At 55.6% G+C, this 24,466-nt stretch carries 22 protein-coding genes, 1 tRNA gene and 1 pseudogene; 8 read left to right on the top strand and 16 right to left on the bottom strand.

Annotation, left to right across the window (positions count from 1 at the left end; all coding sequences use genetic code 11):
* Window positions 1–152: 152 nt before the first annotated feature.
* The 9 genes and pseudogenes from dppA to WLO31_RS00665 form a co-directional block, all read right to left on the bottom strand.
* Window positions 153–1,760 (bottom strand): dipeptide ABC transporter periplasmic-binding protein DppA, encoded by a 1,608-nt coding sequence (dppA, locus tag WLO31_RS00705; protein ID WP_435928586.1) that lies wholly within the window; start codon window positions 1,758–1,760, stop codon window positions 153–155.
* A gap of 381 nt (window positions 1,761–2,141) precedes the next feature.
* Window positions 2,142–2,552 carry a hypothetical protein gene (locus tag WLO31_RS00700; protein ID WP_435928584.1) on the bottom strand — a complete coding sequence of 137 codons (411 nt, stop codon included), beginning with the start codon at window positions 2,550–2,552 and terminating at the stop codon, window positions 2,142–2,144.
* A 262-nt stretch (window positions 2,553–2,814) separates the two neighbouring features.
* Window positions 2,815–2,891, bottom strand: a tRNA-Pro gene (locus WLO31_RS00695).
* A gap of 100 nt (window positions 2,892–2,991) precedes the next feature.
* Window positions 2,992–4,674, bottom strand: coding sequence for a kdo(2)-lipid A phosphoethanolamine 7''-transferase (gene eptB, locus WLO31_RS00690; RefSeq protein WP_435928582.1), 1,683 nt, complete (start codon window positions 4,672–4,674; stop codon window positions 2,992–2,994).
* Window positions 4,675–4,954: 280 nt separating this feature from the next.
* Complete coding sequence (locus WLO31_RS00685) at window positions 4,955–6,163, bottom strand: L-lactate MFS transporter (protein WP_435928581.1); 1,209 nt, start codon at window positions 6,161–6,163, stop codon at window positions 4,955–4,957.
* 247 nt (window positions 6,164–6,410) lie between these two features.
* The gene (gene eutC / locus WLO31_RS00680) at window positions 6,411–7,187 is read right to left on the bottom strand and encodes an ethanolamine ammonia-lyase subunit EutC (protein ID WP_435928580.1); all 777 of its coding nucleotides are present in this window, start codon (window positions 7,185–7,187) and stop codon (window positions 6,411–6,413) included.
* Window positions 7,184–8,572, bottom strand: a complete 1,389-nt coding sequence (locus tag WLO31_RS00675) for an ethanolamine ammonia-lyase subunit EutB (protein WP_435928578.1) — start codon at window positions 8,570–8,572, stop codon at window positions 7,184–7,186. The genes eutC and WLO31_RS00675 overlap by 4 nt, the downstream gene beginning before the upstream one ends.
* Before the next feature lie 150 nt (window positions 8,573–8,722).
* Window positions 8,723–8,862, bottom strand: a pseudogene (locus tag WLO31_RS00670) (ethanolamine permease); the annotation flags it as partial.
* A gap of 6 nt (window positions 8,863–8,868) precedes the next feature.
* Window positions 8,869–9,585: an autotransporter domain-containing protein gene (locus tag WLO31_RS00665; RefSeq protein WP_435928577.1), complete on the bottom strand. Its 717-nt coding sequence runs from the start codon at window positions 9,583–9,585 to the stop codon at window positions 8,869–8,871.
* A gap of 143 nt (window positions 9,586–9,728) precedes the next feature.
* Between WLO31_RS00665 and tag the strand changes: the two genes are divergently transcribed.
* Together tag and WLO31_RS00655 are read left to right on the top strand one after the other, a co-directional pair.
* On the top strand, window positions 9,729–10,292 hold the full coding sequence (tag, locus tag WLO31_RS00660; RefSeq protein WP_435928575.1) for a DNA-3-methyladenine glycosylase I: 564 nt from the start codon (window positions 9,729–9,731) through the stop codon (window positions 10,290–10,292).
* Window positions 10,289–10,729, top strand: a complete 441-nt coding sequence (locus WLO31_RS00655; protein WP_435928573.1) for an N-acetyltransferase — start codon at window positions 10,289–10,291, stop codon at window positions 10,727–10,729. Before tag ends, WLO31_RS00655 begins: the two co-directional genes overlap by 4 nt.
* Here WLO31_RS00655 and WLO31_RS00650 read toward each other — a convergent pair.
* The gene (locus WLO31_RS00650) at window positions 10,698–13,028 is read right to left on the bottom strand and encodes a molybdopterin guanine dinucleotide-containing S/N-oxide reductase (RefSeq protein ID WP_435928572.1); all 2,331 of its coding nucleotides are present in this window, start codon (window positions 13,026–13,028) and stop codon (window positions 10,698–10,700) included. The two genes, WLO31_RS00655 and WLO31_RS00650, sit on opposite strands and share 32 nt — an antisense overlap.
* A 153-nt stretch (window positions 13,029–13,181) precedes the next feature.
* Between WLO31_RS00650 and WLO31_RS00645 the strand changes: the two genes are divergently transcribed.
* From WLO31_RS00645 to ghrB, 6 genes are all read left to right on the top strand, one after another.
* Complete coding sequence (locus WLO31_RS00645; protein ID WP_435928570.1) at window positions 13,182–13,841, top strand: OmpA family lipoprotein; 660 nt, start codon at window positions 13,182–13,184, stop codon at window positions 13,839–13,841.
* Between the two features lie 137 nt (window positions 13,842–13,978).
* The gene (locus tag WLO31_RS00640) at window positions 13,979–14,998 is read left to right on the top strand and encodes a LacI family DNA-binding transcriptional regulator (protein WP_435928569.1); all 1,020 of its coding nucleotides are present in this window, start codon (window positions 13,979–13,981) and stop codon (window positions 14,996–14,998) included.
* Between the two features lie 112 nt (window positions 14,999–15,110).
* Window positions 15,111–15,860, top strand: coding sequence for a sugar phosphate isomerase/epimerase family protein (locus WLO31_RS00635; protein WP_435928568.1), 750 nt, complete (start codon window positions 15,111–15,113; stop codon window positions 15,858–15,860).
* Window positions 15,861–15,863: 3 nt separating this feature from the next.
* A complete protein-coding gene (locus WLO31_RS00630; RefSeq protein WP_435928566.1) occupies window positions 15,864–16,802 on the top strand; it encodes a sugar kinase in 939 nt (312 codons plus the stop codon).
* 69 nt (window positions 16,803–16,871) lie between these two features.
* Entirely contained in the window at window positions 16,872–18,152 is a 1,281-nt protein-coding gene (locus tag WLO31_RS00625) for an MFS transporter (protein ID WP_435928565.1), read from the top strand.
* Between the two features lie 60 nt (window positions 18,153–18,212).
* The gene (gene ghrB / locus WLO31_RS00620; protein WP_435928564.1) at window positions 18,213–19,187 is read left to right on the top strand and encodes a glyoxylate/hydroxypyruvate reductase GhrB; all 975 of its coding nucleotides are present in this window, start codon (window positions 18,213–18,215) and stop codon (window positions 19,185–19,187) included.
* Between the two features lie 40 nt (window positions 19,188–19,227).
* On the opposite strand, the gene WLO31_RS00615 is transcribed toward ghrB, so the two are convergent.
* From WLO31_RS00615 to WLO31_RS00590, 6 genes are all read right to left on the bottom strand, one after another.
* The gene (locus WLO31_RS00615; RefSeq protein ID WP_435928562.1) at window positions 19,228–19,488 is read right to left on the bottom strand and encodes a type II toxin-antitoxin system RelE/ParE family toxin; all 261 of its coding nucleotides are present in this window, start codon (window positions 19,486–19,488) and stop codon (window positions 19,228–19,230) included.
* Window positions 19,489–19,528: 40 nt separating this feature from the next.
* Entirely contained in the window at window positions 19,529–19,723 is a 195-nt protein-coding gene (gene relB, locus WLO31_RS00610; RefSeq protein WP_435928561.1) for a type II toxin-antitoxin system RelB family antitoxin, read from the bottom strand.
* A 115-nt stretch (window positions 19,724–19,838) separates the two neighbouring features.
* Window positions 19,839–20,201: a YibL family ribosome-associated protein gene (locus tag WLO31_RS00605; protein ID WP_435928560.1), complete on the bottom strand. Its 363-nt coding sequence runs from the start codon at window positions 20,199–20,201 to the stop codon at window positions 19,839–19,841.
* A gap of 81 nt (window positions 20,202–20,282) precedes the next feature.
* Complete coding sequence (mtlR, locus tag WLO31_RS00600; protein WP_435928558.1) at window positions 20,283–20,822, bottom strand: mannitol operon repressor MtlR; 540 nt, start codon at window positions 20,820–20,822, stop codon at window positions 20,283–20,285.
* A gap of 47 nt (window positions 20,823–20,869) precedes the next feature.
* Window positions 20,870–22,018, bottom strand: a complete 1,149-nt coding sequence (gene mtlD / locus WLO31_RS00595; RefSeq protein WP_435928556.1) for a mannitol-1-phosphate 5-dehydrogenase — start codon at window positions 22,016–22,018, stop codon at window positions 20,870–20,872.
* Between the two features lie 185 nt (window positions 22,019–22,203).
* Window positions 22,204–24,123: a PTS mannitol transporter subunit IICBA gene (locus tag WLO31_RS00590; RefSeq protein WP_435928554.1), complete on the bottom strand. Its 1,920-nt coding sequence runs from the start codon at window positions 24,121–24,123 to the stop codon at window positions 22,204–22,206.
* Between the last annotated feature and the right edge of the window lie 343 nt (window positions 24,124–24,466).

Raw genomic sequence — 24,466 nt, 5'->3', positions numbered from 1 at the left:
AGAGGGAATAAGTAATTCACCCGATGCTGGTGAAACGCTGAACCGTAGGGCGGGTAAGCGACGCGCCATCCGCTAAAAAGACATAATTGGCGGATGGCGCTAACGCTTATTTACCCTACGTATTCAGCCAGCTTCGGGTTGGGTCCTTTTTATTATTCGACAGACACGTTTTCGAAATGGTGTTTGCCTAATGGATCAACCACATAGCCCTTAACTTCTTTACGCACAGGCTCGTATACGGTGGAGTGAGCGACGATCAGCGCCGGAGCCTGGTCATGCATCACTACCTGAGCCTGTTTGTACAGCTCGATACGTTTGTTGTGGTCTTCTGCCGCACGCGCAGGCTGGATCAGCTCTTCAAACGGCTTGTAGCACCAGCGGGAGTAGTTAGAGCCGTCTTTTGCCGCATCACAGCTGAACAGCGTGGCGAAGAAGTTGTCCGGATCCCCATTGTCCCCGGTCCAGCCCATCATTACTGCCTGGTGTTCACCGGCTTTGGCGCGCTTGAGGTACTCGCCCCACTCGTAGGTGACGATTTTGGCGGTCACGCCGATTTTCGCCCAGTCAGCCTGAATCATCTCCGCCATACGGCGAGCGTTCGGGTTGTACGGACGCTGTACCGGCATTGCCCACAGGTCAACGGTAAAGCCTTTATCCTGGCCCGCTTCTTTCAGCAGCGCTTTCGCTTTCTCAGGATCGTAGGTGTAGTCCTTCACGTCATCGTTATAGCCCCACATGGTTGGTGGGATCAGGTTTTTAGCCGCGACGCCCGCGCCCTGATAAACCGCTTTGATGATCGCTTCTTTGTTCACCGCGTAAGTCAGCGCCTGACGGACTTTTACGTCATCAAACGGTTTCTTCTCGGTGTTGAAGGAAAGGTAGCCCACGTTCAGGCCAGCCTGCTCCATCAGGTTGATGTTTTTGTCCTGCTTCATACGAGCGATATCGGCCGGGTTCGGATACGGCATCACCTGGCACTCGTTTTTCTGCAGCTTGGCGTAACGCACGGAGGCATCAGGCGTGATAGAGAAGACCAGACGGTCGATCTGCGGCTTGGTGCCCCAGAAGCCCGGGAACGCTTTATACAGAATGCGGGAGTCTTTCTGGTACTGCAGCAGCTGGAACGGACCGGTACCGATTGGGTTGAGGTCAATTTTTTCCGGCGTGCCGGCTTTCATCATATTGTCCGCATATTCTTTGGACATGATGGATGCGAAGTCCATCGCCATATCAGCCAGGAACGGCGCTTCCGGACGGGTCAGCACGAACTGAACGGTTTTGTCGTCCACTTTTTTGATTTCGCTGATCAGATCCGGCAGGCCCATGCCTTCGAAGTATTCATAGCTGCCGCCAGACACTTTGTGGTACGGGTTGTCTTTGTTTTTCTGACGATCGAAGGAGAACACCACGTCGTCGGCGTTGAAATCACGCGTTGGTTTGAAATCTTTATTGTCCTGCCACTTCACACCCTGGCGCAGGTGGAAGGTATAGGTTTTGCCGTCTTCACTGACTTCCCACTTTTCAGCAAGGCCGGGAATGATTTCTGTGGTGCCGGTTTTGAACTCGACCAGACGGTTATAGATCGGCACTGAGCTGGCGTCGTAAGTGGTACCAGAAGTGAACAGTTGAGGGTTAAAACCTTCAGGCGATCCTTCTGAACAATAAACCAGGGTTTTAGCCTGAACGCTGGCTGCAACGGTCAAAGCTACCAGGCTCAGACCAAACTTCAGCATCCCTGACTTCTTCAAGGAAATACTCATTCTTCTGCTCCAATGTGAGATGTGTTGTTTTTATCCGTTAGACCTTTGTTATTTGAGTGCGGTCTGTCCGGTATGCCCGCGGGCGTTGGTGAGGCCAGGGGTTCCTTTCGTCAGGCTAGCTGTGTAGTAGTGCGGACTGTCCATAAATTGCCCCTCACGCCCTACAATCTGTCAACAGATCGTTAAAACGTCAATACAGGTGTCGGGGATTTACAACCGGGGTGAGAAACAGCGAACAAAGTTAAAAAAAAGCCGGGGAGGTCATTTCCAGCAGGGAAATTTATGCTACGGGCTTGTTCCCAGAATATTACACTGCCTAATTTGCAACCGATAGCGGTAATCGGTTGCGCGCATTTTAAAAAATTTCTTGCCGAATGATGATTATATGAACGATTTGTTTTGTGATCTGCATCTCTTACAGCGAATCATGCTGGCAGCAAACATAAGCAATGGTGCAAAAAACCACGATTTTTCATAACAAAATACAATGGAATATGTCACAAAATCGTATAAAAACGAGCGTTGGGCGATGAAGCGGGGATTTTCAAAAGAGAAGGCGTTTTGTGGAGCGGATAAGCAACGCGCCGTTGCGTCATTAATGACAAAGACAAGATGCCAATTTGTAGGGCGGATAAGCAATGGACCATCCGCCGTTGTCCTTAATAATCGTTGGATGGCGCTGACGCTTATCCAACCTACGGTTTCATAAGCTTCAGATGCAAAAAGGCCTGCCCTGTAGGGCGGATAAGCTACGCGCCATCCGCCGTTGTCCGTAATAATCGCCGGATGCAAAAAGAATAACCCTGTAGGGCGGATAAGCTACGGGCCATCCGCCGTTTGCCCGTAATAACCGTTGGATGGCGCTGGCGCTTATCCAGCCTACGGTTTCATAAACCACGAATGCAAAAAGGCCTGCCCTGTAGGGCGGATAAGCTATGCGCCATCCGCCGTTGCCCGCAATAATCGTTGGATGGCGCTGGCGCTTATCCAACCTGCGGTTTCATAAGCTTCAGATGCAAAAAGGCCAGCTCAAAGAGCTGGCCTTTTCTGAATGTGGTCGGCGAGAGAGGATTCGAACCTCCGACCCACTGGTCCCAAACCAGTTGCGCTACCAAGCTGCGCTACTCGCCGAATGCGGAGCGCATCTTACTGCGCACCGTTTTAGCCGTCAATCCCTTAACTTAAAAATCCACATCGTTTGGCTTAAAAGCAAGCACTTGTATCGCAAATGTTACTTCGCGGCCTTCTGCGGAACGTGGCACCAGTTATTGTTCTCGTTAATGCCGCCGTCTGGCGAGGTATAACCGAGACAACCCATAATGGTGTCATACAGCTCCACATGACGATGCGGTATCTTCATAGCCGCCTGCTCTTTCATATGTTCAAAGGAACGGGCGCGATCCGGATCTTCAAGGTATTTGTCAGACGCCCAGACCAGCAGCGGCACGCGGAACTGCTCTGGCGGAGCCATATTGCGTGGCGTCCCGTGCAGGTGCTTGTGTTCGCTGATGGATTCGCCGTGATCCGAGGCATAAAAGATAATCGCGCGCTTATCACGCAGCTTATTGATGATGTCCGAGATAATTGTGTCCGTGTAGAGCACGGAGTTATCAAAGGCGTTAATCAGCTGCTCTTTGCTGCACTCTTTATCAATGCTTACGCACTCCGGCGTCCATTTCGCAAAGCTGCGCGGATAGCGCTGCACATACGAGAAGTGCGAGCCTTTGGTGTGCAGCACCACCAGATGTTTGCCCTTCGGATGCTCGTCGATGGAACGCTGCATCTCTTCAACCAGCAGCATGTCGTCAACCTGTTTCCCGCTGTTACGCGGCTCAGCGGCAATCTGCTCGCGATAGGAGAAGTTGTCCGCCATGGTGTTGCCGTAGAACCAGACTTCACTTTGCATGGCGTACAGGCTGGAGGAGAAGCCAAGCTGCTTGAGGACGGCAAAGACGTTCTGCTCTTTCAGGGTACGCTGGGGATTATCTTCCGCCCCGCCCTCACGCACAAACATACAGCGCAGCGAAAGCTTGGTGGCGGTATCGCACGACTCGCCGCGGAACGCGACCAGGTTTTTCTCCTGGGCAAGCTTCGGCGTGGTATCGCGGTCATAGCCCAGAATGCCCATATGATCCCAGCGCGTGGTTTCACCGATGATAAATACCATGTAGGTATCGTCGATATCTTTTGGCGCCACGTAGGTAAATTTCTTCACCGGGTTCATCAGCGAACTGTTATCGCTGGATTCATCCGCCTGCGCCCAGGCGAACAGGCCGAGCGCGGAGATCCAGTTCGATGGCAGGTAGGAGTTAGCCACCACGCCGCCGTAGCTTGGCATATCTACCGTCGAGCGTTTTTCGATGCGGTTTTGATGCTTATCGAGATAGCGCATCGGCGCCCAGACCATCAGGCCAGCCAGCAGAACAATCGCCACGCTCTTCACGCGGTGCCCGCGGGTTTGCAGCTGTTTGAGTAGCGTGTAGCGGCAGGTGTTGCTCCAGATAAGCAGCAGCGGAATGGCGCTAACCAGCACCATCCACAAAACAAAGTGATAGCCGACAATCTCTTTCGACAGATCGATATCCGTGGTCATCACCGAAGCGATAATGCCGTAGCCGATAACGACGTTAAGGAAAGTCATGTAATAGCTGGCGCCGACGGAGCACAGCACAATAAATGTGGTGAGAATACGCCAGACTAAACGCCCGAACAGCGAAAGCACGCGCAGCAAAAAGAAGGTAACTAATACCGTGGCACACACTTCCGCCACAGCGGCAAACGCTTTCCATGCGTTGAGGTCATGCGCTAATCCATCAAAGCGGTGGTAAAAAACCGAGATGTTCAAGAACAGGCCGATGTATACCGCTAACAGAAAGCATAACTTCTGCTGGGTCATCGATTTAATGTAATTCATTCAGGGTGTCCTGGCGCAAAAAAGAAAACGTATAAAACGTTACTCAGACCGTTAAAGGTTGAAGGAGTTCTCAAAAAGAAAGCGTTGCAAGGGAATCAGGATGATTCTCAGGCTATGAGCCACAGAAACGGCGCGGGTTAGTAGAGCACAGAGGTCAAAAAAAGTATCGTTCAAAAATGTGATCCTACCGTTTATTTACATAATACGGCCGGGATTCACCATAAATAAAGCCGCCGTACAGGGCTACGGCGGCAGGGTTTACACAGCTAATGGCGCGCTATCAGGCGTGAGCGTGTTTATGCTGCACAGCTTCACGCGCTGGCTGGCGAATCGTGGTGGAAAGCGCCAGGGACAAAATCAGCAGGGCGAAGATCACGCAGAAGGTCACATAGAAGCCGCCAAACAGCGAGGCGATAATCGAACCGCAGATGCTGCCGATGCCGAAGCCCAGATAAATCACGCCATAGTTTTTGGTCAGGTTGTTCAGGCCAAAGAACTCGCTGACCAGAGAAGGATAAACGGTGATGGTGCCGCCGAAGTTAAAGGCCACGCAGCCAATCGCCGCAAAAAACGTCGCTTCGTTAAGCGGAGCAAACAGCAGGGCCGCCATTCCCACCAGAGAAATAACCTGGCCCAGCGTAATCACGCGGATGCGGGCAATTTTGTCGGAGAGAATGCCGAGCACCAGGCGGCCGCTCAGGTTAGCGATCGCAATCACCGTGACGGCGTTCGCCGCAGATTCAGCGGTTAAGTGCACCATGCCCTGGGCAATGTCTTTCGCTACGCCAATCACATACAGGCCGCTCATGCAGGCGGTCAGGAACATCACCGCCAGCATCCAGTACTGCGGTTTACGCATCGATTCTGCCAGCGTGTAATCTTTCTCGGTCACGCCGTCAACGGTTTGCGCTTCGTGTACCGGGGCATCTTTCATCAGCGACGCGCCGAACAAAATCATCACCGTCGCCAGCGCGCCCCAGATCATGAAAGTATTTTCCAGGCCATAGGTCGCCAGCAGATGCGTATCAATATATTTGAACCCAAGGCTGCCCAGGCCATAAGAGCCAATCGCAAAAGCGGAGATCAGCCCTTTGCGCTCCGGGAACCATTTCACGCAGTTAGAAAGGGTTAACAGGTAGCCCGCGCCGTCCGCAAGCCCGACCAGCACGCCCGCGCTCAGCCACAGCATCATTAAATTATTTGCATGGGCCGTCAGGAAGAAGCCAACGCCCAGCAGCACGCCCGCCGCCATCGTTACCTTACGAACCCCAAATCGCTCCTGCAGCTTACCGGCAACGGAAGAAGAAATGGCGAGGCCGAGGCTTAACAAACCAAAGGAGAACGCCACCTGGCTGATGGGTTCGTCGAGCTTTTCGGATAACGCGCTGTTAAACAGGCTCCAGGTATAAACGGAGCCCAGGGCGAACTGGGTAATAATCGTCCCGATAAGGGTTAACCAACGCGTGCGGTTGTATTGAGCAGTGTTCATGGCAGATGTCCTGCAAATCTGAGGGAAGTTATCTGCCGTCTAAGATAACGAAGCGCATTTTATTCCAGGAGAAAACGGCATGAAGTGCGTGCAGGACGGAATGAAATGCATCTGAGCGGGAATGAACGGCCTGAAACGGCCGCGCCGAAGAAGGTATGTAAGTAAACACTATCAATACAAAGCGCGTTATTCCTGTATATAAATTGTTAAATCATACCGCGACGGGGTTAACAAAATGGGTAATCAGTTAACGCAGCCTGCCCACTGTCCGCACGTTGCCGTTAAGGGCGGGATTATCGCTCTCATCCTTCAACCCTATGCCGGTAACCCGCCGCGAGAAAGCCTGTTCTGCCAGCCAGGCAAGCTTAAAGGCCGCCGCCTCGCAGGAGAGTCCTGCCGGTCTGATATTGGAAATACAGTTGCGCTGCGAATCAAGCCGCTGGCGCGTGGGCGCCCAGGTCAGATATACGCCAAGGCTGTCGGGAGAGGACAAGCCGGGGCGCTCGCCGATGAGGATCGCCACTGCCTTACTACGTAAGCGCTCACCAATCTCATCGCCCAGCGCGACCCGGGACTGGTGCGCCAGAACTACGGGGCCAGGGGAAATACCGAGGGTAGCGAGATAAGGCAGCAAGGCGGCCACCAGAGCCGGCGCCTGCCGGTGAACGGCGTATGAAGAGAGCCCATCGCCAATCACCAGCAGTAAATCCGCTGATTTATCACTGCAGGTATCGAGAAGCGTTCGGCTTTCCTCGCTGAGCTGCCGCCCCAGATCGGGCCGGTGCAGAAAAGTATCCCGATCCGGGGCCGCACTGCGCACGGTCAGCGTTGCCAGCCCAAGCTGCCGCAGCTGCTGGCTTAGCGTCTCACTGTCAAAAGACTGATGGATAGCATCCCGCGCCTGAGCATGGGCAAGACCGAATTTCAGCACTTCCTCAGTCGGCAGACTATCCCCGCTGCGTCCCAGAGCGATTCGCGCATCGGTAAACGCACGCAGCGCGGACCAGGCATCGGACTGGCTCATCGGAGATCTCCTTGCGGCAATGCCGTTAGCAGAGGATGGTCAGCTCCCGTCAGCCGCAGATGCCCGTCACCATCGATAATCTGCATGCGGGTGAGCCACTCGCCAAATTCCGGCGCGTGTTTCAGCCCCAGCAGGCGGCGAATATAGAGGGCGTCATGAAAGGAGGTGCTTTGATAGTTGAGCATGATATCGTCCGCGCCGGGCACGCCCATCATAAAGGTCAGACCGGCCGCGCCAAGCAAGGTCAGCAGGGTATCCATATCGTCCTGATCGGCTTCGGCATGGTTGGTGTAACAGATATCGCAGCCCAGCGGCAGCCCCATAAGCTTGCCGCAGAAGTGATCTTCCAGACCGGCGCGAATAATCTGCTTCCCGTCGTAAAGGTATTCCGGCCCGATAAATCCCACCACGCTATTCACCAGCAGCGGCGAGAAATGGCGGGCTACGGCATAGGCACGGGCTTCGCAGGTTTGCTGATCGACGCCGTGATGGGCATTGGCTGACAGGCAGCTCCCCTGGCCGGTTTCAAAATACATCACGTTATTGCCCACGGTACCGCGCGCCAGGCTCAACGCCGCCGCACGAGCCTCTTCCAGCATAGCCAGACTGATACCAAACCCGCCGTTCGCCGCTTCGGTTCCGGCAACGGACTGGAAAACCAGATCTACAGGCACGCCGCGTTCAATAAGCCGCATCGTGTTGGTTACGTGCGTCAGGATGCAGGCCTGGCCGGGAATTTCGAATCGCTGGATCACATCATCCAGCATCCAGGCCAGACGTTCGAGCCCCGGCAAACTGTCGCTTGCCGGATTAATGCCGATCACCGCGTCGCCGCTGCCGTACAGCAGCCCGTCTAACATGCTGGCGGCAATCCCTTTCAGATCGTCAGCAGGATGATTAGGCTGCAGCCGCACGCTGAGATGGCCGGGCAAACCGAGGGTATTGCGAAACCGGGTAGTGACCTGACATTTACTGGCGGCGAGAATCAAATCCTGATTGCGCATCAGTTTACTGACGGCGGCGGCCATTTCCGGCGTGATCCCTTTTGCCGTCTGCTGTAACAACGTGGTGGTGGTGCTCTGAGCAAGCAGCCAGTCGCGAAAATCCCCCACGGTCAGATGGGAAATGGCGGCGAAAGCGGCTGAGTCATGGGTATCGATAATCAGCCGGGTCACTTCATCCTGTTCGTAAGGAATCGGCGGATTTTCCAGAATCTCTTTCAGAGGAATAGCGGCCAGCGCCATCTTCGCCGCCATGCGTTCTTCCGCGCTTCCTGCTGCCACGCCGGCCAGCGCATCTCCGGAACGGGCAGGAGAGGCTTTAGCCATCACCTCTTTTAAACTGGCGAACCGATAAGTGCGGTGCGCCAGGCTGGTTTGATACATTTCACAGCTCCTCAGGAAACGGCGCGTAGCGGCGGATCTACCGCGGCGCGTTGAAAGGAAGAACCAGAAGAGGTTCGCTGCGGCGCAGATTGCGCGGCAAAGCCATTGAGAGAATGCGCTAGCGCCGTCGCCATGCGGGCCCAACGTTTATCCGTTAAGCATAGCCAGGTGCGCCGTACAGGGCCGACGGTTGACTTTAGCGGGCAAATAACCGGCGCGGGCGAGTGAAAAAATCTGCCAGGATAACCCATGACGATCCCGTGAAACGAGGCGACCCGCCCGAACGGGCCATGCGCTTAAAAGCGTGCGTTTACGCCAAGGTTATACATATACGCTTCACCAGTGGCCGCCCCTTCGGCCTGCGACATAGAAGCGAAAGCCGCCACATTTTTGCCGATAGGCATATCCGCGCCCACCGTCACGTCCATCCAGCTGGTATCCTGAACGCTTGCCGCAAAAGTGCGCGAGCCGCTCTGCGCTTTCCAGATATTATCGCCGTACTGGTGGTTATAGCTCACCTGCGCCCACGGACGAATAAAGTTCATCGCCGAGTCCAGCCGCCAGCCCACGGTGGAAACGCTGGCATGCCAGAGCTGGTCGTTAAAGCGCGAAGCCACTACGCTATCGCCATATTCGTTATAAATGCCCGTTGAGCTGCCATCCCAGCTGTATTCCGCGGTCGGGCCGGTAGTAATATTCCCCAGCACGGGAAAGTTCCAGCCGATACCGAGCCGTGTATTATCGCGGCTGGTGCTATCATTCCCGACAGAATAGTTAAGTCCTGCCTGGCTTTGCGGACTCATGGATGAATAAATACGTTCAGCAAGGATCTCGTTATAACCTGGCGCTCGCTCGCTGTCCCAGGTATAACGCTCCCGGGCGTCGCCCGTTGCGCCTTCTGCAATATATTCCTGCTGCCATGCAAACGCACGCGTAGTATGGAGCAGGCAACAAGAGACCAGCGCCGTGATAAAAGTGACACGGCGACCACTGCGTATAAATTTTTTTATCATGAAAACGACTCCAGGAAAGAGCCAAATCCGGCGTTGCTTTTTTGTGTTTTTTGACGGGCTTGCGGATACCCCTGGATTAACTATTGTCTCTTTATCATACACGTCAAGCTGTCAGGCATTTATTTCATCAGAGGGAGCAGTCTATGCAGCGTTGCGGATGGGTTACTCAGGATCCTCTCTACCTTGAATATCACGACAGAGAATGGGGAGTTCCGGTTACCGACGGGAAAAAACTTTTTGAGATGATCTGCCTTGAAGGACAGCAGGCTGGCCTCTCCTGGATAACCGTGCTGAAAAAGCGCGAAAACTATCGCCGCTGCTTTAAAGGTTTTGATCCGGAGATTGTGGCGCTATTTCAGCCGGAAGATGTTGAGGTGCTGTTGCAGGACGCGGGCATTATTCGTCACCGCGGCAAAATCGAGGCGATCATCAATAACGCCAGGGCTTACCTGGCGATGGAAGCGAACGGCGAAACATTCCCGGCATTCGTCTGGTCGTTTGTGGATAACGTGCCGCAGGTAACTACCGCCGCCACGCACGCAGAAATGGCTACCACCACCCCCGCTTCAGACGCGCTATCTAAGGCGCTAAAAAAACGCGGTTTTAAATTCGTTGGCTCGACGATCTGTTATTCGTTTATGCAGGCCTGCGGCCTGGTTAACGACCATATCACCGGCTGTTTCTGCCACCCCGATAACGTCAGATGATCCGTCGGCTGCTCCCCGGCGAGATGGACGCGCTGATTGAGCTATGGCTTGCCAGCACCATTGATGCGCATCCGTTCATCGCCAGAAGCTACTGGGTTGAGAGCGAATCGATTGTGCGCAACGTCTATATTCCGCAGTCGCGCACCTGGGTTTACGTGGCGCAGGAAAAAATGGTCGGTTTTGTCAGCATCCTTGATAAACGCTTTATCGGCGCGCTGTTTGTCGACAGCGCCTTTTCCGGCAGAGGGATCGGCCGTGCGTTAATAAAACATGTGCAGGCGCGCTACCCGGAGCTGAGCCTTGAGGTTTATCAGAAAAACCAGCGGGCGGTGCACTTCTACCACCGCCAGGGCTTTCGCATCGAAGAAAGCGCCTGGCAGACGGAAACGCGTCATCCAACGTGGATTATGAGCTGGCGGGCGGATCAAACGCCGTAACCTCTGGCGCCGGACCGTGGTATTTTTCAGCCCATACCAGCGAAGAGTTCGCCGCACATCCATTGGCCAGGCGTGAGGTAGGAATATCCAGCGTCAGCACGTTTACCGCCCCGTTCTTACACAGCCTGTCGCTGTCCAGATCGGGCCAGGCGCCTTCATGAATACACACCACGCCGGGCTTAATGCCCTCGGTAACCTGCGCGCCCACCAGCACCTGTCCGCGATGATTCCAGACGCGCACCAGATCGCCGTCGCTGATGCCGCGCGCGGCGGCATCCTGCGGATGCAGCGTCAGCGGCTCACGTCCGGCAACGGCATATTTCTCACGCAGCGCCGAATAGTTAAGCTGGCTGTGCAGGCGGTGGGCCGGATGAGAAGAGAGCAGCTGAAGCTGGCCCTTTTCCGCATTGCCCTGCCACTCATCAGGCGCAAGCCAGCTCGGGTGCGGCGGGCAGTCTTCATAACCAAAAGCGGCGATGCGCTCTGAGTAAATTTCAATTTTTCCGCTCGGCGTTTTTAACGGATGCGCCTGCGGATCGGCCCGGAAGTCGCTAAAGCGCACGAACCCGGCGTTTTTCTCGCTTTCCGGCATTTCAATAAGCTGGTTGGCTTCCCAGAAATCGCTGAAGACCGGCAGCGTAACCTGCTGAGCCGCCCCACGGCTGCGGGCTATTTCGTAGAAGATTTCCAGCCATTGCAGCTCGGTTTTCTCTTCGGTGAAACGCGCTTTGCCGCCCTGCTCCCACAGTTCACTCAGCTCCGCAAAGACATCGAAATCGTTGCGCGCCTCGCCCTGCGGGGCGACCACCTGCTTCATCGGCACCAGGTGCTGATTGCTGTAATCGCCGGTCATAGTCATGTCGTTGCGTTCAAACGAGGTGGTAATCGGCAGCACGATATCGGCATGCTTCGCCGCCGCCGTCCAGAAGCACTCCGAAATCACCACCAGCTCCGGCTTTTGCCACGCTTTAATCAGGCGGTTAGTATCCTGATGATGGGTAAAGTTGCCGCCTCCCGCCCACCACAGCATGCGGATATCCGGAAAGGTTTTCTCCATCCCGTTGTGCTGGTAGCTCCCGCCGGGGTTTTCCAGCGCTTCAACGATGCGGGCGACGGGGATTTTTTCTACCGCCTCCGTACCGCCAGCCACCAGGCCCTGCAGCGAACCGGGCACCGCGGCGCGGCGCGCAGGATTGCCGCCGTTCGCAAAATGGTAAGAAAGCCCAAACCCGCCGCCCGGCGTGCCAATCTGGCCGAGCATGGCCGCAAGCGTCACCAGCATCCAGTGTTTCTGCTCGCCGTACTGCTGACGCTGCATGCCCCAGCCGGACATCAGCATGGTGCGGTTGCCGCTGAACAGCTGCGCCAGGTATTCAATGGTCTGCACCGGCACGCCGCAAATCTTTGCCGCCCATTCGGCATTTTTCGGCTGGCCGTCGGTTTCGCCCTTCAGGTAGGCGGCAAATTTGTCGTAGCCGTAAGTGCAGCGCGCCAGGAATTCCGTATCGTGCCAGCCGTGTCTTGCGAGCGTATGGGCTATGCCGAGCATCAACGCCACATCGGTGCCCATATGCGGGGCGATCCACTGGGCGCGATCGCCGAAGAAATCCACCGTTTCCGATCGCATCGGATCGATGGCGATCACCGTTTTAGCGCTGTTTTTCAGCTGTTCGAAATACTTCACGCCCTGCTCGTCGCTGGCGTTCCAGGCGATTTTTAAGGTGTTCAGCGGATTAGCGCTCCACAGCACCACTACATCGCTGTGCTCAAGCACCAGAGGCCAGCTGGTTTGCTGCTGATAAACTTCGTTGGAGCCCACGACATAGGGCATGATGACCTGCGCCGCGCCCGTGGAATAATCCCCCAGATGGCCGGTATAGCCGCCGGCAAGGCTCATATAGCGCTGCAGCAGCGTGGCGGCCTTGTGCAGCACGCCGTTAGAGCGCCAGCCATAGGAACCCGCAAAAATCGACGCGGCGCCGTAAGCGTTGCGAATACGCCGATGCTGCTGGTGAATCAGCTTCAGGGCGTCGTCCCAACTGATGCGTACGTATTCATCCTCGCCGCGCACGCCCTGCGGCGCGTCCGGCGATGCCAGAAAACCTTTTCGCGCCATCGGATACTGCACGCGCGCTTTGCTGTGCACCTGATCCGGCACGGCCTGCTGGAGCGAATTTTCATGCCCGGTAGTCAGCGCGCCGCAGGACGCGAGCACGCGCTCGCCGTCAGTCTCAACCACCATCGGGCCCCAGTGGGCGGCGGTTAACACTTTTCTATTTGTTAAGAATGTCTTAGCCAAACGGGGCTCCGGTGTTTGCAGATGGCGGCCTGCGGCCACTCGATATTGTTTACAAATTCAGACGACTCCGGGGAATTTTCTACACATTCACGCGTCATAATCAACCGCCGCTGCCTTCTGCAGCGCAGATTTATAATTCGCAAAGGAAATGAGATGAAAAATCGCGTCATTATTGCCGCCCTGGTTTGCGGCACGTTAGCAGTTTCTGGCTGTACGACCAACCCCTACACAGGCGAAAAAGAAGCAGGCAAATCCGGCATCGGCGCCGGCATCGGCTCGCTGGTAGGCGCAGGCGTCGGCGTACTCTCTTCATCGAAAAAAGATCGCGGCAAAGGCGCCCTGATTGGCGCAGCCGCTGGCGCAGCACTGGGCGGCGGCGCCGGTTATTACATGGATGTGCAGGAAGCCAAACTGCGCGATAAAATGCAGGGAACGGGCGTAAGCGTGACGCGAAACGGCGATAACATCGTGTTGAACATGCCGAATAACGTCACCTTCGACAGCAGCAGCGCTACGCTTAAACCAGCGGGCGCCAATACGCTCACCGGCGTGGCGATGGTGTTAAAAGAGTATCCAAAAACCGCCGTTAACGTGGTGGGCTATACCGACAGCACCGGCAGTAACGAACTGAATATGAAGCTCTCGCAGCAGCGTGCGGACGGCGTAGGCAGCGCGCTGATTACCCAGGGCGTGGATGCCAGCCGCGTGCGCACTACAGGCGCCGGTCCGGCGAACCCTATCGCCAGCAACAGCACCGCTGAAGGCAAAGCCCAGAACCGCCGCGTAGAGATTACGCTGAGTCCGCTTTCCTGAAAATTGGCGGATGACGTTTCACTTATCCGCCCTGCTCGATCTCACAGGGTAGGGTGGATAAGCGACAGCGCCATCCACCAACAGCCAACAAAATTTATGTTACTCTCCGGAAAAGTTACCCCCTCCAGGAGACGGATATGAACGGCAAGGCTGCGCGCCCCACGATAAGCGACGTCGCGAAAGCGGCGAAAACCGGTAAAACCAGCGTTTCCCGCTATCTTAACGGCGAACAAAACGTTCTCTCCGACGACCTGCGAACCCGCATCGAAAACGCTATTGCTGAACTCGACTACCGCCCAAGCCAGATGGCTCGCGGCCTGAAGCGTGGCCGCACCCGCCTGATTGGTTTAATCATTGCCGATATCACCAACCCCTATTCCGTCGACGTGCTGAGCGGTATCGAAGCCGCGTGCCGGGAAAAAGGCTTCACGCCGCTGGTCTGCAACACCAACAACGAGGTGGATCAGGAGCTGCATTATCTTGATTTACTGCGCAGCTACCAGGTGGAGGGCATCGTAGTGAACGCCGTAGGGATGCGTGAGGAGGGGCTGAACCGGCTGCAACAGTCGGCGCTGCCGATGGTGCTTATCGACCGTAAAATCCCCGATTTCGCCTGCGACGTGGTAGGACTGGATAATATTCAGGCCGCCACCACCGCGACCGTGCACCTTATCGAGCAAGGCTTTGAAGCGATTCTGTTTCTCAGCGAACCGCTCGGCATGGTTAATACCCGCCGCGAACGCCTGCGCGCATTCCGCAACACCATCGATCGTTATCCCGGCATCCTGGCGGAAAACGCCGAGATCCCACTGCACGAAGCGGATTTAATGGATAATACTCTGCGCCAGTTTCACACCCAGCACCGGGGGATGCGCAAAGCGGTCATTTCCGCAAATGGCGCCCTCACCCTCCAGATCGCCCGTTCCATGCGCCGCATCGGTCTGCACTGGGGCAGCGATATAGGCCTGCTCGGCTTCGACGAGCTCGAATGGGCGGAGCTGGCGGGCGCGGGCATTACTACCCTGAAGCAGCCGACCTGGCAGATAGGCTATGCCGCGCTCGAACAGGTGGTGAAACGTATTGAAGGCGCTGCCGAAAGCGTGCATGAGCAGGTCTTTTCCGGCGAATTAATCGTACGAGGCTCCACCGCCCGCTAAACTTTTCTTCGTGATAGCGATCATAAATTCAGCATGGCTGGCTTCTCTTTGGAACCGGTTCCATTTAGCGTAATAGCTATGTTACTTAGCTGTTACCGTGATGGAGCTGTTCATGTCGCGAAAAATTATAGTCGTCACCGCCGCTTACGGGCATGACCGCATCGCCGCCCTCGGCGGCCAGCAGGCGCTGTTACCCATTATCGCCAGTGCGGGGGCGGACGGCGTAGAAATCCGCCGCGAGCTGCTGAGCAGTACCCAACTGGATTCCCTGCCGGAGCTGGCAAACCAAATCGCTGACCACGGCCTGCAGGCCTGTTATTCCGCGCCGGAACCGCTGTTCACGGAGGATGGCAAGCTTAACCAGCTGATCCCTTCGCTGCTGCTCGAAGCCCACCTGCTTAATGCGGGCTGGCTGAAGCTTTCGCTCGGCCATTTTCGCAGCGGCCAGCAGTTCCCGCTGCTACAGCAGTGGCTGGAACAAAATAACGTCGCGCTGGTGGTGGAGAACGATCAGACCGCCTGCGGAAAACTCGCGCCTGTACAGCGCTTCCAGGCCGCCTGCAACGTGCTAAATCTGCCGGTGAAGCTAACCTTTGATATGGCCAACTGGCTGTGGGTTGAGGAGTCGCCGGAGGCAGCCGCCCGCGTGCTGGCGCCAAACGTCAGCTATATCCACGTTAAAGCTGCCGTTCCACACCATTATCACTATCGCGCTGTTGCGCTGGATGACGCCGAACCGCGCTGGATGGAACTGCTTAACAACCTGCCGGGCGATGCGCCTCGCGGCATAGAGTTCCCGCTGGAAGGCCGCGATCTTACCGCCGTCACCCGCCATTACGTAAATCTGTTACGCGAGGAGTAAGCGATGACTAATCAGCTCGATGTCATCACCATCGGTGAAGCGATGGCGATGTTTGTGGCAACCGAAACCGGTGATTTAGCCGCAGCCGAACGATTCGTAAAACGGGTGGCGGGCGCCGAACTGAACGTCGCCACCGGCCTTGCGCGCCTTGGCCTGAAGGTAGGCTGGGTGAGCCGCGTGGGCAACGATTCGTTTGGCCGCTACGTGCTGCAACAGCTCGCAAAAGAGCAAATCGACAGCCGCGGCGTCGCCACGGATGAACGCTACGCAACGGGCTTTCAGCTCAAATCCAAAGTTGAAGATGGAACCGATCCCATCGTGGAATATTTCCGTAAAGGTTCGGCTGCAAGCCACCTTTCAGTGAAAGACTTCAGCGAGGATTACTTTTTCAGCGCGCGCCATCTGCACTTAAGTGGCGTAGCGGCAGCGCTCTCTGATACCTCGCTCGAACTGCTTAACCACACGGCGAAGGCGATGAAGGCGAAAGGGAAAACCATCTCCTTTGACCCGAATCTGCGCCCGGTGCTGTGGGAAAGCGAAGCCGAAATGGTTAAGCAGTTGAACCAGCTGGCTTTCCAGGCGGACTGGGTGCTGCCCGGCGTGAAAGAGGGGGTGATTCTCACCGGCCAGAAAACCCCGGAAGGAATTGCCGATTTCTATCTTGAACACGGCGTCAAAACCGTGGTGCTGAAAACCGGCGCTGACGGCGCCTGGTTTAAAACTGCCGCCGGCGAGAAAGGCGCGGTAGCGGCCATAAAAGTGGACAACGTGGTCGATACCGTGGGCGCAGGCGACGGCTTTGCGGTCGGCGTGATAAGCGCCCTGCTGGAAGGAAAATCCTTACAGCATGCCGTCAGCCGCGGCAACAAAATCGGCTCACTGGCAATACAGGTTATCGGTGATAGCGAAGGGCTACCGACCCGAGCTGCGCTGGGCGAATAAATTAATACCGCATCGGCCGTACCCTACATCCGGCAAGATGCGACTCTCCTCAACACAGAGGCAAGCCTTATGAAAACCAATACAATCGCACCAAAACGTTGGTGGTATATCATGCCTATCGTGTTTATCACGTACAGCCTGGCCTACCTCGACCGCGCCAACTTCAGTTTTGCATCCGCCGCCGGTATCAATGACGACCTCGGCATCACCAAAGGCGTTTCATCCCTGCTTGGCGCCCTGTTCTTCCTCGGCTATTTCTTCTTCCAGATCCCCGGCGCCATGTATGCTGAACGCCGCAGCGTACGTAAACTTATCTTTGTCTGCCTGATTTTATGGGGCGCCTGCGCCTCCCTGACCGGTATGGTCAGTAATATTCCAGCGCTGGCGGCAATTCGCTTTGTGCTCGGCGTGGTGGAAGCCGCGGTGATGCCTGCGATGCTGATTTATATCAGCAACTGGTTTACCAAATCTGAACGCTCCCGCGCCAACACCTTCCTGATCCTCGGCAACCCGGTTACGGTGCTGTGGATGTCGGTGGTGTCCGGCTACCTGATTCAGGCGTTCGGCTGGCGCGAAATGTTTATCTTTGAAGGTATCCCGGCGGTTATCTGGGCGTTTGCCTGGTGGGTGCTGGTAAAAGATAAACCGACGCAGGTGGGCTGGCTGTCTGACGCTGAGAAAGGCGCGCTGCAGGCGCAGCTGCAAAAAGAACAGGAAGGCATTAAAGCCGTGCGCAACTACGGGGAAGCGTTCCGCTCCCGCAACGTAGTGCTGCTGTGTATGCAATATTTCTGCTGGAGCATTGGCGTCTACGGCTTCGTGCTGTGGCTGCCGTCAATCATACGTGGCGCAGGCGCCAGCGGTATGGGCATGGTGGAAGTGGGCTGGCTCTCGTCCGTACCCTATCTTGCGGCAACTATTGCGATGATCGCCGTTTCCTGGGCATCGGACAAAATGCAGAACCGTAAGCTTTTCGTCTGGCCGCTGCTGCTGATTGGCGCGCTGGCGTTCCTGGGCTCCTGGCTGGTTGGCGCCAACCACTTCTGGGTTTCGTACACCCTGCTGGTGATTGCCGGCGCCGCAATGTATGCGCCTTACGGTCCCTTCTTCGCCATTATCCCGGAAATGCTGCCAAGAAACGTGGCCGGCGGCGCCATGGCGCTGATTAACAGCATGGGTGCGCTGGGCTCGTTTGTCGGCTCCTGGTTCGTGGGTTACCTGAACGGAGCGACCGGCAGCCCTTCCGCGTCCTATATTTTTATGGGGGTGGCGCTGCTCGCCTCGGTGTGGCTAACTCTGATAGTGAAACCGGCAACGCAGCAGCTGCCGGTGGGCGCCCGCCACGCATGACTTTTAACCGGGCGGTCTCCACGCCGCCCGGTAGTGCTTAATTCAATTACGGAGAACATCATGAAGCCGTCCGTCATCCTCTATAAAAAGTTACCTGACGACCTGCTCGCCCGCCTTGAAAGCCATTTCAGCGTCACCCAGCTAAGCGATTTAAGCCCGGAAACCGTAAAGCAGAACGCCGCAGCTTTTGCTGATGCGGAAGGTATTTTGGGTTCCAGCGAGAAAGTCGACGAGGCGTTTTTAGAGCATGCGCCAAAGCTGCGTGCCGCTTCCACGGTCTCCGTCGGCTATGACAATTTTGACGTTAACGCCCTGACCGAACGCAGCATCGCCCTGATGCATACGCCTACGGTGCTCACGGAAACGGTCGCGGACACTATGATGACGCTGGTGCTGGCAACCGCCCGCCGCGCCGTAGAAGTGGCCGAGCGTGTCAAAGCGGGCGAATGGCAAGGCAGCATCGGCCCGGACTGGTTTGGCATCGACGTGCACCATAAAACGCTGGGTATTCTCGGCATGGGCCGCATCGGCCTTGCGCTGGCGCAACGCGCGCACTTTGGTTTTAGCATGCCGATTTTGTATAACGCCCGCCGTCATCACAAAGAAGCGGAAGAGCGCTTTGATGCGCGCTACTGCAACCTGGATACGCTGCTTGCGGAATCTGACTTTGTCTGTATCTCCCTGCCGCTGACCGAAGAGACGCACCATATGATCGGCGCGGAACAGCTGGCGAAAATGAAGCCATCGGCCATTCTGATTAACGCAGGGCGCGGCCCGGTAGTTGACGAAAAAGCCCTGATTCAGGCGCTGCAAAACGGCACCATTCATGCCGCTGGCCTGGACGTATTTGAGCAGGAGCCGCTGCCGGTTGACTCCCCGCTGCTGGAGATGCCAAACGTCGTCGCCCTGCCGCACATCGGCTCTGCAACGCACGAAACGCGCTATAACATGGCGGCCTGCGCGGTGGATAACCTGATTGCCGCGCTTACGGGAGAAGTGAAAGAGAACTGCGTCAATCCGCAGGTGTTGAAGTAGGTGATTAGGCTGGCGGGGAAACCCGCTGGCAATAAACCTTTTATTTATCGCTACTTATTGTTTTTCCAGGATATTCCTGCCGCATATGCAGAACGCTAAGCACGATGATATTCGTTGCGCTTATTCGGTAAACGATCGGGTAGTTTGGGTGAGCGACAATTTCTCTTGTTCCTGCAACTCTTCCGGGGCGAAAAAGATAAGGATATTCTGCAACGGGTAAAATAGCTTCTTCTATAACTTTCTTAATACAGCGGGCGGCAAAAGGATTTTCGTTAGCGATAAAAGAGATAATGTTTGCCATATCGCTCCTTGCAGACTGACTCCATATTATCGGTAACATGTTACCCCTGCTTATTCATCCGTGATTCTGCAGCAGCAATAATGGCGTCCATTTCTGCCATAAGCTGGTCGTGAGGTACACCATCACGAGGATCGTCAAGAGCCGTTTTTACCTTATCTCTGAACCAACGATCGTAGCTGGATGCCTGTTCCTCAGATTCAAATTCTGAAACGATAGGGGAAAATAATGCGCCCATTGGCCCGGCTCCTTTCTGCTTATATTTTAAACAGCATAGCCTTTTTTGTTTAGCCGTCAGCAACCGTTTAAGATACAGGATTTCAGGACGGACAAACGTATCCGCCCTGTCTGTATTAAAACTCGGTCTTAGAAAAACCGGTCACTTCTTCAAGATCCATTTCGCGGCCCAGCGCCGTCATCGGATGCACGACCACCAGGCCGCGCACGGCTTTCTTCAGCTTGCCCATATCCGCCTGCTCTTTCTTAGTGATGGGACGCTTAAACGGCAGCGCCATCAGCTTTTGCGCTTCTTTACTCAGCTTCTGGTTGCGTACCGCCTGCAGACGAGCGATTTCAATCTCAAGCTTCGCCTTCTCTTTTTCCAGCTCGGCGTATTTTTCCGCTTCGTTGATAAGGTGCAGCTCGGGCATTTCGTGACGGATGGCGTCCAGGCGATCGCTAAGACGTTTAATTTCTGCTTTTTCGATTTCTTTCATTTTACTTAACCGTGAATAAATTGCTTTGCGGCAAGGATACACCATTCGGCGGTAGAGGGCGAAAAGGGTCTGCGGGTAAGTTTACTTCTGGAAGGCTTTTTTTAAGCCGATCCTTGAGATCAGCTCGGTAAGGGAAAGCACCATCGTTGAACGGACAATTTGCTGGTAGCGCTGCCTCTGCATGGCCTGCAGTTCAGGGTCACCGCCGTCGACAAAAGTCGGCGCTGGCGGAAAAGCCGCGACGCAGTGCAGCTCGCCGAACGGCCCGAGGATCTCATCATCGGTGAAATTGTATTCATTGCCGTCATGGTTCAGCTCTTCGCGTAGCGCCATCAGCAGCTCGCAATCTTCATAGTCGGCGCGATTCATCACGCCAAGCCCGTAGATAAGCTTCATGCGCACGGAAAGCTCGCCCAGCGGGCCATCGCCGTCCAGCAAAGGCTCAACGGCATACTTCACCGCATAATCGTCTTTACGGAATACCTGCAGCACCAGGATATTGACCGCTTCGGTGAGAAGCTCAACGGCGGCAATAAGCAGGCTTCTGACGGTTTTGCCGGCATTCAGACGCTCAAGCACCCGGTTTTCAAAGGCCTGTGTTTCTTCCATCTTTGCCTGCATCACTGAAAATTAGTGTGGGGCGCAGTATCTGCTGCGCCCGTTCTCCATTACGCTTTTGCGTTATAAGCCTTTACCGCCTGAGCGACCGCTTCGCTGTTTGCATCGAGGCCAGAAATCTGCGCAAGCGCGGCCTGTGGCCCAGCTTCCGCCAGCAGCGCAGCCAGTTCCTGGGCCTGGGGATCCTGCTCGCTGCGGTAATGCATGGCGGCGGCAATCCCTTCTACGAGATTCGCGTGCGGCAAATCATATTCCAGGGTGCCAAGCAGCGGTTTAATCAGGCGGTCGCCCGCGCTTAATTTACGCAGCGGCTGGCGGCCCACACGTTCCACATCATCTTTCAGATACGGGTTTTCGAAACGACCGAGGATTTTCTGGATATAGGCCGCATGCTTATCGGCGTCAAAGCCGTAACGTTTGATCAGCACCGCGCCGCTCTCATCCATCGCCCCTTTTACCACGGCGCGGATTTTTTCATCCAGAATCGCATCACGGATAGTCTGCAGGCCGGCCAGCTGGCCAAGGTACGCGGTTATAGCATGCCCGGTATTCAGCGTGAAGAGCTTACGCTCAACAAAAGCCATCAAATTATCGGTCAGTTCCATACCCGGAATGTCCGGCAGCTCGCCTTTAAACTGGGTTTTATCCACAATCCACTCGCTGAAGGTTTCAACCGTAACTTCCAGCGGATCGTTGGTGGCGGATTCAGACGGAGGAACGATGCGGTCAACGGCGGAGTCCACGAAGCCGACATGCTCTTCAACCCATGCCCGATCGTCTTCCGGGAGCGCTTTCATTACGTGGCCTTTTAACTGCGTGGTGCCGCGTACCATATTTTCACAGGCGATGATGTTCAGCGGCTTTGCGTTGCCGTTTGCGCGGCGCAGAACCAGGCCCTTCGCAATGGAAGGAGCGATACGCTCCAGCACAACCGGCCCTACGGCGGTGGTGATCAGATCCACTTCGGCAATCAGGTCGATAACCTCGTCGCCGATGCTGCTGACGGCATTCACGTTGGAGACGGTATCAACCTGCTCTTGCTCGCCAACCACGTGCACCTGATAACTGTGGCGCGCGTTCAGCGCGTCCAGCACAACCTGGTTCACATCGGCAAACGTCAGTTGAATACCTGCGTCCGCCAGAAGTTTGCCGATAAAGCCACGTCCGATATTACCTGCGCCAAAATGTAATGCTTTCATGTCGTTAACCTTCTTAATGATTTCACCCAGGAGGGCTGGGGTGAGGACACGTATGCTGCATCCCCTCACCCAAGCCCTCTCCCATACGGGAGAGGTCGGTTTTCGTCGTAGGGCGGATAGCACAGGCCATCCACCGGTTTCGCGGCGGGTGGCCGGAGCTTACCCGCCCTGCAACTTTCCGTTTATTACTTCTTACCGGCCAACAGGTCGAGCACTTCCTGAACGCTGGTGGTATTCGCCAGACGCTCGATTACGGAATCGTCATCCAGCGCGTTGGTCAGGCTGGTGATAACCTGGATGTGCTCGTTATTGCGGGCGGCAATACCGATAACCAGACGAGCCATATCTTCTGGCTCTTCGCCGAAGTGCACGCCTGCCGGATACTGGCAGAAGACGATGCCGGTTTTCAGCACGCGGTCTTTCGCTTCAACGGTACCGTGTGGAACGGCGATACCTTCACCCAGATAAGTTGGGGTCAGTTTCTCACGTTCGAACATCGCATCGACATATTCCGGCTGAACGTAACCGCCGTTCACCAGCTGCTCACCGGCAAAGCGAATCGCGTCTTCTTTGCTGGCCGCGCTCAGGCCGAGGAAGATATTTTCCGCACCCAGTTTGAATAGCTGGCTGTTCTCTTCGTCGAAGCTGTCTTTCAGGCTGTCGCGAACCCTCACTTCGTTGTCCGTGTGGCGCTGTGCGGCAGCCAGACGCTCGGTCAGATCGCTATACAAGCCGCTGTCCAGGAAGTTGGTCAGCGAAATATGCTGTGCCTGCGGCACCTGACGCATCGCGCGCTCGGTCAGGTCACGGTGCGTAATCACCAGATCCACGTCTTCCGGCAGGTTGTTGATAGCGCTGTTGGTGACGGAGATGTTTTTCAGGCCCGCATCGTTTACTTTCTTACGCAGAACGCCTGCGCCCATCGCGCTTGACCCCATACCGGCATCACAGGCGACGATGATTTTACGCACGTGGCTCAGGTCGTTAGACGCGCCAGCGCCCACGGCCGCCGGTGCAGCGCCGCCTTTAGATTCCGCCTTCATCTCTGCCATGCGGCGAGCCGCTACTTCGATATCGTCTTCTTCCTTCACCTTGCTGGTTTTCAGCAGGATTGCGGAAATCACGAAGGAAACCGCCATCGCCGCAACTATTGCTGCGATGTTCGCGAAGTAAGCGCCTTTTGGCGTCATCGCCAGCACCGCCAGGATAGAGCCAGGGGATGCCGGGGAGACCAGGCCGCCGTTCAGGATAGTCAGGGTGAACACGCCGGTCATACCGCCGAGGATAACGGCCAGGATCAGACGTGGATTCATCAGCACATACGGGAAATAGATTTCGTGGATACCGCCCAGGAAGTGGATAATCGCCGCACCGCCCGCAGACTGCTTAGCATTACCACGGCCGAAGAACATATACGCCATCAGCACGCCCATGCCCGGACCCGGGTTGGCTTCAATCAGGAAGAAGATTGATTTGCCCAGCTCGTGAGACTGCTGAATACCCAGCGGCGAGAAGATGCCGTGGTTAATCGCGTTGTTCAGGAACAGGATTTTCGCCGGTTCTACAAAGATGGAGGCCAGCGGCAGCATGTCATGGATAACCATGAAGTTAACGCCCGCCGCCAGAACCTTGGAGAGAACTTCAACGGCCGGGCCGATACCCATGAACGCCAGAATCGCCAGGATCATCCCGATGATGCCGGCGGAGAAGTTGTTCACCAGCATTTCAAAGCCGGATTTGATCTTACCGTCTACCCAGAGGTCGAAACGTTTAATCGCCCAGCCGCCCAGGGGACCCGCAATCATTGCGCCAAGGAACATCGGCATATCCGCGCCGACGATAACGCCCATGGTGGTAATCGCACCTACCACGCCGCCACGATCGCCGCCGATTAAGCGACCACCGGTATAACCGATGAGCAGCGGCAGCAGATAGGTGATCATCGGGCCTACCAGTTTCGCCAGCGTCTCATTTGGCAACCATCCGGTGGGAATAAATAACGCGGTGATAATACCCCAGGCAATAAATGCACCGATGTTAGGCATTACCATATTGCTGAGGAAACGACCAAAGCTTTGCACTCTGATCTTGATATCGGATGACATACGCACACCCCTTGTTGTGTTTACGCGCCGGGAAAGCAGCCCGAGGTTTATTGTTAACGTAGCGGCAGAGAAGCCTGCCAGATGCTTTGAGTGAGGCGAATCTGGCACGGGATCGTTAAGCTGTCCAGTCGGCGGGGAATAATGTGACACAGATCACCCCAAAGCCAGGGGTGAAGGGCATTGTGACGTGATTAACCTCACAAAAACGGCGTGTAAATAGAGTACATTGATAATTATTTAAGCGTATAACGCGATAATTTGTGATATTAATCACATTTTTACGTTGCTTGTTTGTTTTCATTTTGTGATTTGAATCACAAAATACTTTCATCAGAATTTTCCT

The organism is Dryocola sharpae (assembly GCF_051307055.1).
GTDB lineage: Bacteria > Pseudomonadota > Gammaproteobacteria > Enterobacterales > Enterobacteriaceae > Dryocola.
Note: the sequence above shows the minus strand (reverse complement) of the source record. Positions and strands in the feature narration are given on the sequence as shown.

Coding starts and splice junctions, on each gene's coding strand:
- dppA (WP_435928586.1), bottom strand. CDS start 1,760: ATGAGTATTTCCTTGAAGAAGTCAGGGATGCTGAAGTTTGGTCTGAGC.
- eptB (WP_435928582.1), bottom strand. CDS start 4,674: ATGAATTACATTAAATCGATGACCCAGCAGAAGTTATGCTTTCTGTTA.
- WLO31_RS00685 (WP_435928581.1), bottom strand. CDS start 6,163: ATGAACACTGCTCAATACAACCGCACGCGTTGGTTAACCCTTATCGGG.
- eutC (WP_435928580.1), bottom strand. CDS start 7,187: ATGAGCCAGTCCGATGCCTGGTCCGCGCTGCGTGCGTTTACCGATGCG.
- WLO31_RS00675 (WP_435928578.1), bottom strand. CDS start 8,572: ATGTATCAAACCAGCCTGGCGCACCGCACTTATCGGTTCGCCAGTTTA.
- WLO31_RS00665 (WP_435928577.1), bottom strand. CDS start 9,585: ATGATAAAAAAATTTATACGCAGTGGTCGCCGTGTCACTTTTATCACG.
- tag (WP_435928575.1), top strand. CDS start 9,729: ATGCAGCGTTGCGGATGGGTTACTCAGGATCCTCTCTACCTTGAATAT.
- WLO31_RS00655 (WP_435928573.1), top strand. CDS start 10,289: ATGATCCGTCGGCTGCTCCCCGGCGAGATGGACGCGCTGATTGAGCTA.
- WLO31_RS00645 (WP_435928570.1), top strand. CDS start 13,182: ATGAAAAATCGCGTCATTATTGCCGCCCTGGTTTGCGGCACGTTAGCA.
- WLO31_RS00640 (WP_435928569.1), top strand. CDS start 13,979: ATGAACGGCAAGGCTGCGCGCCCCACGATAAGCGACGTCGCGAAAGCG.
- WLO31_RS00635 (WP_435928568.1), top strand. CDS start 15,111: ATGTCGCGAAAAATTATAGTCGTCACCGCCGCTTACGGGCATGACCGC.
- WLO31_RS00630 (WP_435928566.1), top strand. CDS start 15,864: ATGACTAATCAGCTCGATGTCATCACCATCGGTGAAGCGATGGCGATG.
- WLO31_RS00625 (WP_435928565.1), top strand. CDS start 16,872: ATGAAAACCAATACAATCGCACCAAAACGTTGGTGGTATATCATGCCT.
- ghrB (WP_435928564.1), top strand. CDS start 18,213: ATGAAGCCGTCCGTCATCCTCTATAAAAAGTTACCTGACGACCTGCTC.
- WLO31_RS00615 (WP_435928562.1), bottom strand. CDS start 19,488: ATGGCAAACATTATCTCTTTTATCGCTAACGAAAATCCTTTTGCCGCC.
- relB (WP_435928561.1), bottom strand. CDS start 19,723: ATGGGCGCATTATTTTCCCCTATCGTTTCAGAATTTGAATCTGAGGAA.
- WLO31_RS00605 (WP_435928560.1), bottom strand. CDS start 20,201: ATGAAAGAAATCGAAAAAGCAGAAATTAAACGTCTTAGCGATCGCCTG.
- mtlR (WP_435928558.1), bottom strand. CDS start 20,822: ATGCAGGCAAAGATGGAAGAAACACAGGCCTTTGAAAACCGGGTGCTT.
- mtlD (WP_435928556.1), bottom strand. CDS start 22,018: ATGAAAGCATTACATTTTGGCGCAGGTAATATCGGACGTGGCTTTATC.
- WLO31_RS00590 (WP_435928554.1), bottom strand. CDS start 24,123: ATGTCATCCGATATCAAGATCAGAGTGCAAAGCTTTGGTCGTTTCCTC.